Source organism: Cytobacillus sp. NJ13 (assembly GCA_030348385.1).
GTDB lineage: Bacteria > Bacillota > Bacilli > Bacillales > Cytobacillaceae > Cytobacillus.
In genome coordinates this window covers 3,052,501-3,066,426 of sequence record JAUCFP010000006.1, presented here as the reverse complement: position 1 = coordinate 3,066,426, position 13,926 = coordinate 3,052,501, and the positions used below count along the sequence as shown (strand labels likewise).

The 13,926-nt window shown below is 43.4% G+C and carries 12 protein-coding genes and 2 rRNA genes (1 of these 14 only partly in view); 9 read left to right on the top strand and 5 right to left on the bottom strand.

Annotation, left to right across the window (positions count from 1 at the left end):
- Nucleotides 1-750: 750 nt before the first annotated feature.
- Nucleotides 751-2,280, bottom strand: a complete 1,530-nt coding sequence (gene ahpF / locus QUF73_15310; protein ID MDM5227548.1) for an alkyl hydroperoxide reductase subunit F — start codon at nt 2,278-2,280, stop codon at nt 751-753.
- 14 nt (nt 2,281-2,294) lie between these two features.
- On the bottom strand, nt 2,295-2,858 hold the full coding sequence (gene ahpC, locus QUF73_15305) for an alkyl hydroperoxide reductase subunit C (GenBank protein MDM5227547.1): 564 nt from the start codon (nt 2,856-2,858) through the stop codon (nt 2,295-2,297).
- A gap of 634 nt (nt 2,859-3,492) precedes the next feature.
- Here ahpC and QUF73_15300 point away from each other — a divergent pair.
- The 4 genes from QUF73_15300 to QUF73_15285 all read left to right on the top strand — a co-directional run bounded on the left by QUF73_15300 (nt 3,493) and on the right by QUF73_15285 (nt 6,732).
- A complete protein-coding gene (locus tag QUF73_15300) occupies nt 3,493-3,846 on the top strand; it encodes a PadR family transcriptional regulator (GenBank protein MDM5227546.1) in 354 nt (117 codons plus the stop codon).
- Entirely contained in the window at nt 3,827-4,609 is a 783-nt protein-coding gene (locus tag QUF73_15295; protein MDM5227545.1) for a hypothetical protein, read from the top strand. Before QUF73_15300 ends, QUF73_15295 begins: the two co-directional genes overlap by 20 nt.
- Nucleotides 4,602-4,943 (top strand): zinc ribbon domain-containing protein YjdM, encoded by a 342-nt coding sequence (locus tag QUF73_15290; protein ID MDM5227544.1) that lies wholly within the window; start codon nt 4,602-4,604, stop codon nt 4,941-4,943. The genes QUF73_15295 and QUF73_15290 overlap by 8 nt, the downstream gene beginning before the upstream one ends.
- Before the next feature lie 154 nt (nt 4,944-5,097).
- Nucleotides 5,098-6,732, top strand: a complete 1,635-nt coding sequence (locus tag QUF73_15285) for an ATP-binding protein (GenBank protein ID MDM5227543.1) — start codon at nt 5,098-5,100, stop codon at nt 6,730-6,732.
- Nucleotides 6,733-6,774: 42 nt separating this feature from the next.
- Here QUF73_15285 and QUF73_15280 read toward each other — a convergent pair whose 3' ends face one another.
- Together QUF73_15280 and QUF73_15275 are read right to left on the bottom strand one after the other, a co-directional pair.
- A complete protein-coding gene (locus QUF73_15280) occupies nt 6,775-7,608 on the bottom strand; it encodes an aldo/keto reductase (GenBank protein ID MDM5227542.1) in 834 nt (277 codons plus the stop codon).
- A gap of 20 nt (nt 7,609-7,628) precedes the next feature.
- Nucleotides 7,629-8,828 (bottom strand): MFS transporter, encoded by a 1,200-nt coding sequence (locus QUF73_15275; protein MDM5227541.1) that lies wholly within the window; start codon nt 8,826-8,828, stop codon nt 7,629-7,631.
- Here QUF73_15275 and QUF73_15270 point away from each other — a divergent pair.
- Together QUF73_15270 and QUF73_15265 are read left to right on the top strand one after the other, a co-directional pair.
- Nucleotides 8,828-8,959, top strand: coding sequence for a hypothetical protein (locus QUF73_15270; GenBank protein MDM5227540.1), 132 nt, complete (start codon nt 8,828-8,830; stop codon nt 8,957-8,959). The two genes, QUF73_15275 and QUF73_15270, sit on opposite strands and share 1 nt — an antisense overlap.
- A gap of 157 nt (nt 8,960-9,116) precedes the next feature.
- Nucleotides 9,117-9,446: a helix-turn-helix domain-containing protein gene (locus QUF73_15265; protein MDM5227539.1), complete on the top strand. Its 330-nt coding sequence runs from the start codon at nt 9,117-9,119 to the stop codon at nt 9,444-9,446.
- Nucleotides 9,447-9,499: 53 nt separating this feature from the next.
- Here QUF73_15265 and QUF73_15260 read toward each other — a convergent pair whose 3' ends face one another.
- Nucleotides 9,500-9,823 carry a hypothetical protein gene (locus QUF73_15260; protein MDM5227538.1) on the bottom strand — a complete coding sequence of 108 codons (324 nt, stop codon included), beginning with the start codon at nt 9,821-9,823 and terminating at the stop codon, nt 9,500-9,502.
- Nucleotides 9,824-9,953: 130 nt separating this feature from the next.
- Here QUF73_15260 and QUF73_15255 point away from each other — a divergent pair, with 130 nt between their 5' ends.
- The 3 genes from QUF73_15255 to QUF73_15245 all read left to right on the top strand — a co-directional run.
- Complete coding sequence (locus QUF73_15255) at nt 9,954-10,892, top strand: alpha/beta hydrolase (GenBank protein MDM5227537.1); 939 nt, start codon at nt 9,954-9,956, stop codon at nt 10,890-10,892.
- A 345-nt stretch (nt 10,893-11,237) separates the two neighbouring features.
- Nucleotides 11,238-12,787 (top strand): 16S ribosomal RNA (locus QUF73_15250).
- Nucleotides 12,788-12,993: 206 nt separating this feature from the next.
- Nucleotides 12,994-13,926, top strand: a 23S ribosomal RNA gene (locus tag QUF73_15245); it runs 2,003 nt beyond the window's last position.
- Together the 16S and 23S rRNA genes form the textbook arrangement of a ribosomal RNA operon.

The window sequence follows — 13,926 nt, the reverse complement described above, 5'->3', positions numbered from 1 at the left end:
ATCTTTGTAAAAAGGTTTTAGATGATCTTATTGATGCAAAGAAGGAGTATTGGCCACCACTCGAGAATATAATGAAGGTTTATTGGTTCACTGATAGGAATGATGGGAGCACAGTTATGCTGTGCCTTTTTAAATTTCAATCAAACGTTTGATTGAAATAGAAGACTGTTGCCTTTCAACTTGTCAAAAGAGTTGGTTTAACCAGAGTACTTAAGCAAAAAGCCTGAACCTAATGCTCATTCGGACAGCAGAAGCATAAAACCAGGGAAGTGAGTCCGAACTTAGTGCTCATTCGGACAGCAGAAGCATAAAACCAGGGAAGTGAGTCCGAACTTAGTGCTCATTCGGACAGCAGAAGCATGAATCCGGGGAAGTGAGTCTGAACCAAATGCTCATTCAGACAGCAGAAGCATAAAACCAGGGAAGTGAGTCCGAACTTAGTGCTCATTCGGACAGCAGAAGCATAAAACCAGGGAAGTGAGTCCGAACTTAGTGCTCATTCGGACAGCAGAAGCATGAATCCGGGGAAGTGAGTCTGAACCTAATGCTCATTCGGACAGCAGAAGCATAAATCCGTGGAAGTGAGTCCGAACTTAGTGCTCATTCGGACAGCAGAAGCATAAAACCAGGGAAGTGAGTCCGAACTTAGAGTAAGATACAATGGCCCACTTTGCACAAATGGGACCTTTTAAAAATAGCCAGATAGAAAAAACCGCTCCTGCAAAGCAGTAAGCGGCTTAGTTTCGAAAATTAATTACGGATCAGATAATCAAACGCACCTAGAGCGGCCGTCGCACCAGATCCCATGGAGATAATGATTTGCTTATAAGCACTGTCTGTACAGTCTCCTGCAGCAAATACACCAGGGATGTTGGTGGCACCGCGCTTGTCCACAACGATTTCACCGAAGCGGGTACGCTCGATCTGGTCGCCTAACCAATCTGTGTTAGGAACCAGGCCGATTTGGACGAATACACCTTGCAGTTCAACATGGTGTTGTTTTTCTGAATCACGATCCATGTATGAAATACCGTTTACTTTGTCAGTTCCGGTAATTTCAGTTGTCTGAGCATTTGTGACAACCGTTACGTTTGGAAGGCTGTTCAGACGCTCCTGCAGAACGGCATCTGCTTTCAATTCAGGATTGAATTCGATAACCGTTACATGGTTAACAATCCCTGCAAGGTCAATGGCCGCTTCTACACCAGAGTTGCCTCCGCCGATAACCGCTACGTCTTTGCCTTCAAATAAAGGGCCATCACAGTGAGGGCAGTAAGCTACCCCTTTGTTTTTGAACTCTGCTTCGCCTGGCACGTTGACATTTCTCCAGCGTGCACCAGTTGAAAGGATGACTGATTTACTTTTCAGAACAGCACCGTTTTCAAGTTCGATTTCAACAAGGTCCTTCTTTTCAAGTCTCTTTGCACGCTGCAGATTCATGACATCGATGCCATAATCTTTCACGTGTTCTTCAAGGCTTGCGACAAGCTTAGGGCCTTCTGTATGCTTCACACTGATAAAGTTTTCGATGCCTAAAGTATCCATTACCTGGCCGCCAAAGCGTTCAGCAACGATGCCGGTGCGGATGCCTTTGCGTGCAGCATAGATTGCCGCGCTTGATCCCGCAGGGCCGCCGCCAATGACAAGCACATCATAAGGATCCTTATCTGCAAACTCTGATGCGTCAGGGCCTGTTCCCATTTTCGCCAAAATTTCTTCAAGGGACATACGGCCGCTGCCGAATGATTCGCCATTTAGAAGAACTGTCGGCACTGCCATGATTTCTTTAGCATCTACTTCTTCTTTGTAAGCTGCACCATCGATCATTGTGTGTGAAATATTAGGATTAAGGACACTCATGACGTTAAGAGCCTGTACCACATCAGGGCAGTTGTGGCAGCTTAAGCTGACATAAGTTTCAAAACGATATTCGCCCTCAATCTTCTTCACCTGGTCGATGACTTTCTGATCAACCTTAGGTGCCCTTCCGCTAACTTGAAGCAGAGCAAGCACTAAGGAAGTAAATTCATGTCCAAGAGGAATGCCGGCAAAGGTAATGCCAGTATCTTCACCTGGACGATTTACACTAAAGCTTGGCGTCCTTTGTAATTCAGTACGCTCAACTTTAATGTGGGAGGACATATTGGCTAGCTCATCTACTAAAGCCAGCATGTCGCTGGATACTTTATCTGATCCAGCGCTGACTTTTAGAAGGATGTCGCCCTCCATCATCTGAAGATATTGAGCTAATTGTGCTTTTATATCTGCATCAAGTAACATGATTATCGTGCTCCTTAGATTTTACCTACTAGATCAAGGCTTGGCTTAAGTGTTTCAGATCCTTCTTTCCACTTAGCCGGGCAAACTTCACCTGGGTTGTTGCGTACATATTGAGCTGCTTTAAGCTTGCTTACAACCTGGCTTGCGTCACGGCCAATTCCGCCAGCGTTGATTTCAACAGTTTGGATGATGCCATCTGGATCGATGATGAATGTTCCGCGTTCTGCCAGTCCATCTTCTTCGTTCAGAACTTCGAAGTTGCGGGAAATTCTCTGGTTAGGGTCACCAATCATAACGTATTCAATCTTGTTGATTGTTTCTGAGTTATCGTGCCATGCTTTATGAGTGAAGTGAGTATCAGTTGATACAGAATAAACTTCTGCTCCCATATCTTTTAAAGTTGCATATTCATTTTGAAGGTCTTCTAATTCAGTAGGGCATACGAATGTGAAGTCTGCTGGGTAGAAGCATACTACGCTCCACTTTCCTTTTAAGTTTTCTTCAGTAACATCGATGAAATCACCGTTATGGTAAGCTTTTGCTGCGAATGGTAGTACTTCTGAACCGATTAATGCCATGATAAAATTCCTCCTTAAATGGTTGAGTGATATGATTATTAATTAAATAGCGAACTATTTAATAATAATTCTAATTCGGTAATAATTATCATATACGATATATTTTTTGTCAAGGGATAAGCTGTGAAAATTTGCTCCTTTTCGGCTGAAGGGCGGAAACTTTAAATGACAAGATAAGACTCCAATGTTTAATTACGCTTTTTTTAGGGTGAAATCATTTCGGAATGGAACTTTCAAAACAGTCTTGAGCTCCTTAATAACAGTATAACTCTTCCTTATTTTAAATACCCTTTTTTTGCCTGCATCAATCTCAACTAATATGAAATTTAAGTTTATAATTGAGAATATGTTAAGCGTAAGTTTTAGATAAAGCCGTTTTGATAAAACGGCGGCCAATGGTCAGGCACTGGTCCACATTAACTTATGATTCCCTCTTTGGCTAAAAACAATCGATATGGCAGTAAAAATAGTTCAATCAAACGTTTGATTGATTAGAAAAAAATTACCTGGTTTTTACAATAATACCTTGCATTACAATATAGTGAGAGTTATAGTAAGAGTATATCTTGTATTGCAAGGTATTTAACTGCAGGTGATAATCTTGTAATACAAGGTAGTGGAAGGAGTAAGGTCAATGTCAGATACCACGCAAATGTTAAAAGGAATTCTGGACGGCTGTTTATTAGCCATAATTAAAGAAGGGGAGATATATGGGTATGAATTGGCGGCGAAATTGGATTCATATGGATTTCGCTCATTGAGCGAAGGCACCATTTATCCGCTGCTTCTGCGTATGCAAAAAGAAGGGCTGATCAGTGCTACTTTGCGAAAGTCAACAGCTGGACCTAAACGAAAATATTACACATTAACTGAAAAAGGCGAACAGGAGCTGGAGCTGTTTATTGGGCGCTGGGAACAGGTAAGTTCATCTGTTGACAATGTATTGAATAAAAAGGGGGATATGAAGAATGGTCTCAAAAGAGTCTGAACAGTTTTTGACAGAGCTTCGTTTTTACCTGATGTCAAAAGGGAAAAACGATGATGAAATAAATGAAATAACTGAAGAGCTTGAAGTGCATTTAATGGAAGCTGAAGCCGATGGTAAAGATGTGTCTTATATTATCGGAGATAGCCCAAAGCAATATATGAAAAGCATCGGAGAATCAATGAGTACCGATTATCGTCAGATGGCGGGGCTGGTGCCGCTGATGATCCTTTTGCTGGGTGCTTATGTCAGCATAGGTCCTGCAATTGAAGGGGAATTTTCTTTATCCAAAGGTACACTTTGGATCGCTATTATCGCAGGAGTAATTGCAGTCGGAGCTTATGGTCTTCTGATTTTCAGAGTGCTTCCTAAATTTCTTCATTCCAAGTGGAGTGCAGTTCTTCTTTTAGGAGCTAGCGTTGCTGTGACAGGCTTAATGGTTATGTTGTTACTTTGGAATCAGAAACAGGGGTTTGAACCGGTTTTTACAGCAACGCCCTTTCAGAATAATGTGATTGTGGCAATTTGTGCGGTTATATTTATCGTATCTGCTATTTATACGAAAACATGGTTTACGATTATATTACCCCTGTTTTTGTCTGCGGGATCCATTGCCAATCGGTTTATTCCTCAGGATGTGAATGAAGATTCAACCTATATCTTATATACTGTTATAGCATTCATTATTATAGCGGCTGTCATGATATTCGTATTCATGGCTAAACGGAAAAAAATGCTGAACAATGGAGGAAAACGAAATGTCTAGCTTGCCTAATTGCCCGAAATGCAGTTCAGAGTATACGTACGAGGACGGGCTGCTCTTTGTATGTCCGGTATGTGCACATGAGTGGACAGCTGAATCCGAAATCAACAGTTTTGAGGACGAAAAGGTGATAAAGGATTCTAATGGAAATGTACTTACTGATGGAGATACGGTATCAGTCATTAAAGATCTTAAAGTGAAAGGCACTTCTTCCGTTATTAAGATTGGAACCAAGGTGAAAAATATTCGCCTCGTGGATGGGGATCATGATATTGACTGTAGGATCGATGGCTTTGGCGCAATGAAGCTGAAGTCGGAGTTTGTGAAGAAAGTTTAACGAAAAAGGGCCTATCCTTCCAGGGCTCGGCCCTTTTTAAATCAGTTCCAGCATATCCTATAGAGGCTCCTAAAATAGTAGTGGAAAGGTCATCACCTCTGGTTTATGATAAAGAAAGAATATTAAGAATTTCTCAAAATAGGTGGGAGCCTCATTGATACTATTAGACTACATTGTTAATCTCTCCATTTTTTCATTATTGGTCAGTGTGCCTTTAATTCTCCGCTCGTTTATCAATCATAAACCGCTTAAGGACCAGCATCTTTTGGGCGGCCTCTATGCAGGAATTATTTCTGTCATTCTTGTGGGTTTATCTTTTAACGAGCAGGGTTATTCCTATGATATTCGTTACGCCATTCTGATTTTGGTATTTTCCTATTTGGGGCCAAGGGCAGGGTTTATTACCGGAATAATTGCCCTTGTATCAAGGCTTGTAATCAGTGAGAATTGGCTGCCAGCCATAATAGGATTATCGCTTATTTTAATTGTTTTCACAGTCGTACATAGATATAGCCGCCACCTTAAGGCGGTTAGAAAAACGGCCATATTATATGGTGTATATTGTGGCATTTATATTATAACGGTACCGATAATTTTTAACGTTTTTAGGAACAGCCCTATTTTTCATCTGCAATATATTCTGTTTGTGGGTCTGGGTGTCATTGTTGGGAGTTTGCTGATTGAATCCTATGAAAGATTGATACGAATCATCACAGAAAAAAAACGGATGGAAAAGACGCTGGAGGAAAGTGAGTCTAAATACCGGCTGATCGCTGAAAATACATCAGACTTAATTGCGGTAATGGACAGGGATCGCAGTTTGAGTTATCTATCACCATCACATGAGTTTGTTTTAGGATATGAAGTGCTTGAGCTGCAAAAGCTGGAAGTGGATATTGTTATTCATCCGGATGAAGCGGATAATTTCCAGGCAGGCATGCAAAGGATATTCGAAAATAATGTGCGAATGGCAATGGAGTTCCGCCTAAAACACAGAGAGGGCCATTGGATTGAATTTGAGTCACGCTGTATGCCGGTTGAAGGTGAAAAGGGTGTAATCGAGCATGTTGTCATGATCAGCAGGGATATTTCTGAGCGGAAAAAAGCAGAGGAATTTCTTTTGCAGTCTGAGAAATTATCGATTGTCGGGGAACTGGCAGCCGGGGTGGCCCATGAAATCCGAAACCCGCTTACAACCATTAAAGGTTTTCTGCAGCTTTATAAGAGCGACAATAGGCAAATTAATGAGTTACTGCTGAGCGAACTGGAACGAATTGAAAATATCACTACTGAAATGCTTTCGCTTGGAAAACCGCAGGCTATACAAATGGACACGGCTGATTTAACGGATATTATAGTGAATACAGTAGAGTTATTATCCCCTCAGGCAAATATGAACGGTATCCAGTTCAAGCTGAATTATGCTGATAGTGATTTTTTAATTTCATGTGAAAAAAATCAAATCAAACAGGTTTTTTTAAATATTTTAAAAAACGCCATGGAGGCTATGGATAAAGGCGGAGATATTGAAATTTCCCTCAAGAATAATAAAGACGGAGAATGTATGGTTTCCTTTCAGGACCAGGGCTGCGGAATCCCTGATGAATTTCTGCCGAGATTGGGTGAACCTTTTTATACATTAAAAGAAAAAGGGACAGGCCTTGGACTTATGATTTGCCATAAAATCATTAAGCAGCATCATGGCAGCATTATTTATAAAAGCAAGATTGGTGAAGGCACATTAATAGAGATTACATTGCCGCTTTTAAGGAAAAAAACCATTAAATAAATAGGAAAAGACGAGAAGCTAGCTGCTCCTCGTCCTCCTTTTTTAGAAATCAAAATTGTCGGGATCAGGTCCGACGCGTAAATGCTCATTTAAGGAATCAATCAATTCCATATCTTGGTGAGATAGTTCAAAATCAAATAAATCTGCATTTTCTTTGATGCGATGAGGTTTTGTTGACTTAGGGATGACGATAATGCCGTTTTGCAGGTGCCACTTTAAGACAATTTGTGCAATGGATTTTCCGTGTTTTTCAGCCATTTCAGTCAGGACCTCGTTTTCGAATAATCCGCCTTGCATTAGTGGGGCCCAAGCTTCAATGTGCATATCATGTTTGGCAGCAAAGTCACGAAGTTCAGTTTGAGCCAATTTCGGGTGCAATTCAATTTGATTAATCATTGGTTTGATTTCAGCTGTTTTCAACAGATTTTCTAAATGGCTGATCTGAAAGTTGCTGACGCCAATCGCTTTGATTTTACCTTCTTTATATAAATCTTCCAGTGCTCTCCAAGTTTCTGTGTATTTCCCCTCAACAGGCCAATGGATCAAATAAAGGTCAAGATATTCAAGTCCCATTTTTTCCAACGAGGTGTTAAACGCCTTAAGCGCTGCTTCATAGCCTTGATCAGAGTTCCACACTTTTGAAGTGATAAAAAGTTCCTCTCTATTAAAGCCAGACTGGCGGATGGCTTCTCCCACCCATTCCTCGTTGCCGTAGATGGAAGCTGTGTCGATGCTTCTATATCCAGTTTCAATTGCTGCTTTAACAGCGGTTATTAGTTCTTCTTCCTTTTCCACTTTAAATACGCCAAGGCCAATCCTAGGCATTTTAACTCCATTTGCAAGTGCTGCAGTACTTGATAAAGATAGATTATTCATATAAGACACTCCTTAATTAGTTAGTTTGTTTTTTTCTCAAGTTTTTTTAGCCATCCCGTCAGAAATACGGCCCCTAGCACCATTACTCCGCCAATCCACGGTGTGTGAATCAAGCCGATAGAGTCGACGATCAGTCCGCCGGCAAATGAGCCGATGGCAATTCCGATGTTAAAAGCTGCAATATTTAAAGCGGAAGCAACATTGACAGCAGAAGGAACATATTTCTCAGCCAGGTTCACCACGAGAATTTGAAGGCCGGGCACATTCATGAAAGCAAATAAGCCCATTAGGAAAATAGCAATAAGCCCAATAATTTTAAAAGGTGCTGTAAAGGTAAGCAGGCCCAGAATAATGGCTTGCAGAGCAAACATCCAAAACAATGCATTTAATGGATCTTTGTCAGAAGCTTTTCCGCCAAGAACATTGCCAATCGCCACGGCCACTCCGTAAGCAAGCAGAATAATGCTGACCCATTTTGCGCTAAACCCTGTTACATCTTCGAGAAGCGGAGTCAGATAGGTAAAAGCAACAAATGTTCCGCCATATCCAAGTGCGGTAATACTAAAAGCTAAAAGCAGTTTTCCGCTGCTTAAGATTTTCAGCTGTTCACTGAACCTGGAAGCTGGTGCTTGTTTAAGATCTTTAGGAACAAGTATGGCACTGGCGATAATTCCAATTACCCCAAGCAGCGCCACTCCCCAGAATGTGGCTCTCCAGCCAAATGTCTGCCCGATAAACGTTCCGAGCGGGACGCCTGTCACGGTTGCGACAGTCAGACCGGTGAACATAAAGGCTATCGCACTGGCGCGTTTGTTCTCAGGAACTAAATCAGCCGCAATGGTCGAGCCGATTGAGAAAAAGATGCCATGTGAAAAAGCTGTAATAAAACGTGCAGCCAGCAAAAGGGGAAAAGAGGTGGACAGGGCTGCGACGGAATTACCGATGATAAACAAAACCATTAATGACATGAGCAGAGACTTTCTGTTCATTTTACTGGTCAAAGCAGTTAGTACAGGTGCTCCGATGGCAACTCCCATGGCATAGCCGGAAATTAATAAACCGGCCAATGTAATGGAAATTCCCAAATCACCTGAAATGGTCGACAAAAGGCCGACAGGCACAAACTCTGTGGTGCCTATTCCGAAAGCACTGATTGCGAGTGCAAGCAGGGCTGGTGTGCCGCCTTTTTCTTTTTGTGCATTTATAGCAATAGAACTCATTGGCAATGAATCCTCCTTATATTAAAAGTATTGAATGGAGCAAAGACATCATAGCCAGGCGCCTTGGCCATACAGTCTTGATGAAAGATATTATGGAGCATGCCAAACATGGTGAACAGTACGTACTTTAAAGTAATGCAGGCACTAAAAAGTAACCTATGGTCAATTTCACCATTTTGTTTTATGCTTCCTTATGCTATTATGGATGGCATGATTCGAAATGAATAGTACGCACTTTAAAGTAATGTAGGTACTTTTTAGTGCCTATGAAACAGAGGGGGAAGGAAGTTGGCTTACAATATTCCGGTAGAAGCTACATTAGATGTGATTGGCGGGAAGTGGAAAGTTGTAATCATGTGTCATTTAATTAAAGGTGAAAAGCGAACTAGCGAGCTTAAGCGGCTTATGCCTGGGATTACACAAAAAATGCTGACTCAGCAGCTGCGCGAGCTTGAAGCGGATGGCGTTGTAAACCGTGCTGTTTTTGATCAAGTTCCTCCTAAGGTCGTCTATTCCTTAACAGATTACGGATGGTCACTTCGCCCAATCCTGGATGCAATGTGCAATTGGGGGGAAGGACATATTGAATTAACAGGCGGAGAGCTTATGGAACAATAAAAAAACAAGGACTCGTATGCTTAAGGCAAACGAGTCTTTTTTATGTGGCAGAGCTATTTACTCTTTATTTGTTCGCGGATACTCTCAAGCTCCTCAAGCGATAATGAGCCAAGTGATTTCTTTATTTCTTCCTCGATTTGTTTCTTATTATTTTCCCTGTATCGGTCCCACCATTCCCGAAGGCCTTCCGTATTTGCAAGCAAATACTCGATATCGATTTCTTCCACCTCATCATCCGATAGATAATTCAAGACAGCAGCTAACATCCGATTCAGCTTGCTGACTTCATTTTCACTTTTTTCATTTGCGCTTGATGATCCTGCTGTATCTTTTTTGCTTTCATCATCCCTTGCTTCTGCAGCTGCTTTCTTTGGCATGAAATCACCACCCTTTCTATTGCAAATAAGATTTGCAATTAGTATTGCCTTAAAAAATTTAATAAAAAACTGAACGTTATTTATTAGTAAGCGTCTTATACGTAAAGCCGTTACAGAGGGGTGCTTGATAATGAAAGAACGAGAGGCTGATTTTAATACAGATGTAAATCTAAAGGGAACAGTGAGCTTTCCGAAAGAGTCGGAAGGAAAGCTTCCCCTTGTTGTTATATTTCATGGCTCAGGTCCAGTTGACAGGGATGGCAATGCAAAGGTTATGCAGATGAATGCTTATAAGATGCTTGCTGAGTTTTTTGCTTCCATTGGGGTGGCAGTTCTCAGATATGATAAGCGGGGAGCAGGAGTAAGCGGCGGTGATTTTTATGAAACAGGAATGTGGGATTTAGTTAATGATGGGATAGCCGCCGTGAAGGCGGCGCGAGAGCTGCCGGAAATCAATCCGGAAAGAATCTTCCTGCTGGGTCATAGCGAAGGATGCTCCTTAATTCCTCCTATTAATAGGCAGGCAGATACTGCGGGAATAATCCTGCTTGCCGGTCACGCCGATAATGTCAGAAAGGCTTCTGAATTACAAGCAAGACTGCTGGAAGAGGAAGTTAAAGAGATGAAGGGGGTTAATGGTGTTCTTCTTCGAGCTTTAAAAGTTCATAAAACTGCTGTCTCCAAACAAAAGAAGGTTTTCGATGAATTGATGGAATCGGAGAAGACGGTGATGAAAAAAGGATTTACAAAGATTAATGCAAAATGGGCACGAGAGCATTTTCAATATAATATAAAAGAAGATTTGGCCGCGATTACATGTCCAGTTCTTGCAATTACCGGGAAGAAAGATGTTCAAGTAAATCCTGATCATGTGCATCTTTTTGCTGAAAAAGTGAATGGCTCGGCCGAGAGCTATAATGTGCCGAAGATGAACCATCTCCTTAGGGACCAGGAAGAAGAAGTTTCCATTGTTAAACTGAAGTCAATTTATAAAGGGAGTCTTTCAAAGCCACTGAGCACTGAAATGCTGGACATAATTGAAGATTGGGCTAAAAGGTATATTCTTTAATGAAGAGAAACTGTATGCTCGTAGTGTGTGAGAAAAAATTATTGCGCATGCAATTTTTTTTAAAAAGGTATTGACTACTGGTTCTATATTATTGTAAGATAGTTTTTGTCGCTTAGAGGTATCAACACAGCGGCGGCAGATATAAGCTTTCAAAACTGTTTGAACATCAAACAGAAAAAGCAAAAAAGATTGTTGACTTCTTAAAGAGAAGATGATAAGATAAATTTCGTTGTCACTTCGAAAGAAGTTAGCGCATTAGTTCTTTGAAAACTAAACAAAACAGAAACGTCAACGTTAATTCTTTAGTCTTTTTTGAAAAGACAACTTATGAGCTTAATCAACTCTTATATGGAGAGTTTGATCCTGGCTCAGGACGAACGCTGGCGGCGTGCCTAATACATGCAAGTCGAGCGGACAGATGGGAGCTTGCTCCCTGAAGTCAGCGGCGGACGGGTGAGTAACACGTGGGCAACCTGCCTGTAAGACTGGGATAACTCCGGGAAACCGGGGCTAATACCGGATAATTCTTTCCCTCACATGAGGGAAAGCTGAAAGATGGTTTCGGCTATCACTTACAGATGGGCCCGCGGCGCATTAGCTAGTTGGTGAGGTAACGGCTCACCAAGGCGACGATGCGTAGCCGACCTGAGAGGGTGATCGGCCACACTGGGACTGAGACACGGCCCAGACTCCTACGGGAGGCAGCAGTAGGGAATCTTCCGCAATGGACGAAAGTCTGACGGAGCAACGCCGCGTGAGTGATGAAGGTTTTCGGATCGTAAAACTCTGTTGTTAGGGAAGAACAAGTACCGGAGTAACTGCCGGTACCTTGACGGTACCTAACCAGAAAGCCACGGCTAACTACGTGCCAGCAGCCGCGGTAATACGTAGGTGGCAAGCGTTGTCCGGAATTATTGGGCGTAAAGCGCGCGCAGGCGGTTCCTTAAGTCTGATGTGAAAGCCCCCGGCTCAACCGGGGAGGGTCATTGGAAACTGGGGAACTTGAGTGCAGAAGAGAAGAGTGGAATTCCACGTGTAGCGGTGAAATGCGTAGAGATGTGGAGGAACACCAGTGGCGAAGGCGACTCTTTGGTCTGTAACTGACGCTGAGGCGCGAAAGCGTGGGGAGCAAACAGGATTAGATACCCTGGTAGTCCACGCCGTAAACGATGAGTGCTAAGTGTTAGAGGGTTTCCGCCCTTTAGTGCTGCAGCAAACGCATTAAGCACTCCGCCTGGGGAGTACGGCCGCAAGGCTGAAACTCAAAGGAATTGACGGGGGCCCGCACAAGCGGTGGAGCATGTGGTTTAATTCGAAGCAACGCGAAGAACCTTACCAGGTCTTGACATCTCCTGACAACCCTAGAGATAGGGCGTTCCCCTTCGGGGGACAGGATGACAGGTGGTGCATGGTTGTCGTCAGCTCGTGTCGTGAGATGTTGGGTTAAGTCCCGCAACGAGCGCAACCCTTGATCTTAGTTGCCAGCATTCAGTTGGGCACTCTAAGGTGACTGCCGGTGACAAACCGGAGGAAGGTGGGGATGACGTCAAATCATCATGCCCCTTATGACCTGGGCTACACACGTGCTACAATGGATGGTACAAAGGGCTGCGAGACCGCGAGGTTAAGCGAATCCCATAAAACCATTCTCAGTTCGGATTGCAGGCTGCAACTCGCCTGCATGAAGCCGGAATCGCTAGTAATCGCGGATCAGCATGCCGCGGTGAATACGTTCCCGGGCCTTGTACACACCGCCCGTCACACCACGAGAGTTTGTAACACCCGAAGTCGGTGGGGTAACCATTTGGAGCCAGCCGCCTAAGGTGGGACAGATGATTGGGGTGAAGTCGTAACAAGGTAGCCGTATCGGAAGGTGCGGCTGGATCACCTCCTTTCTAAGGATATTTACATGAAACGTGACGCGTTTTGTTCGTTCAGTTTTGAGAGTTCAATCTCTCATTGAAAGATTTGTTCTTTGAAAACTAGATAATGTTATTGAAGAAGCAATAACCGAGTAATCGCCATTTTAGTGAATTCTCTCTATGTTAAATAGAGTTAAAAACCTTTGATCTTGTTCATCTTCGATGAACCTGTCAAATACGGTTAAGTTAGAAAGGGCGCACGGTGAATGCCTTGGCACTAGGAGCCGATGAAGGACGGTACTAACACCGATATGCTTCGGGGAGCTGTAAGTAAGCTTTGATCCGGAGATTTCCGAATGGGGAAACCCCCTATCCGTAATGGGATAGGATCTTTACCTGAATACATAGGGTATGGAAGGCAGACCCGGGGAACTGAAACATCTAAGTACCCGGAGGAAGAGAAAGCAAACGCGATTCCCTGAGTAGCGGCGAGCGAAACGGGATTAGCCCAAACCAGGAGGCTTGCCTCCTGGGGTTGTAGGACACTCTACACGGAGTTACAAAGGAACGAGGTAAATGAACAGGTCTGGAAAGGCCGGCCAGAGAAGGTAAAAGCCCTGTAGTTGAAACTTCGTTCCCTCCAGAGTGGATCCTGAGTACGGCGGGACACGAGAAATCCCGTCGGAAGCAGGGAGGACCATCTCCCAAGGCTAAATACTCCCTAGTGACCGATAGTGAACCAGTACCGTGAGGGAAAGGTGAAAAGCACCCCGGAAGGGGAGTGAAAGAGATCCTGAAACCGTGTGCCTACAAGTAGTTAGAGCCCGTTAATGGGTGATAGCGTGCCTTTTGTAGAATGAACCGGCGAGTTACGATTACATGCGAGGTTAAGTTGAAGAGACGGAGCCGCAGCGAAAGCGAGTCTGAACAGGGCGAATGAGTATGTGGTCGTAGACCCGAAACCAGGTGATCTACCCATGTCCAGGGTGAAGTCCAGGTAACACTGGATGGAGGCCCGAACCCACGCACGTTGAAAAGTGCGGGGATGAGGTGTGGGTAGCGGAGAAATTCCAATCGAACTTGGAGATAGCTGGTTCTCTCCGAAATAGCTTTAGGGCTAGCCTCATGTAGTAAGAGTCTTGGAGGTAGAGCACTGTTTGGACTAGGGGCCC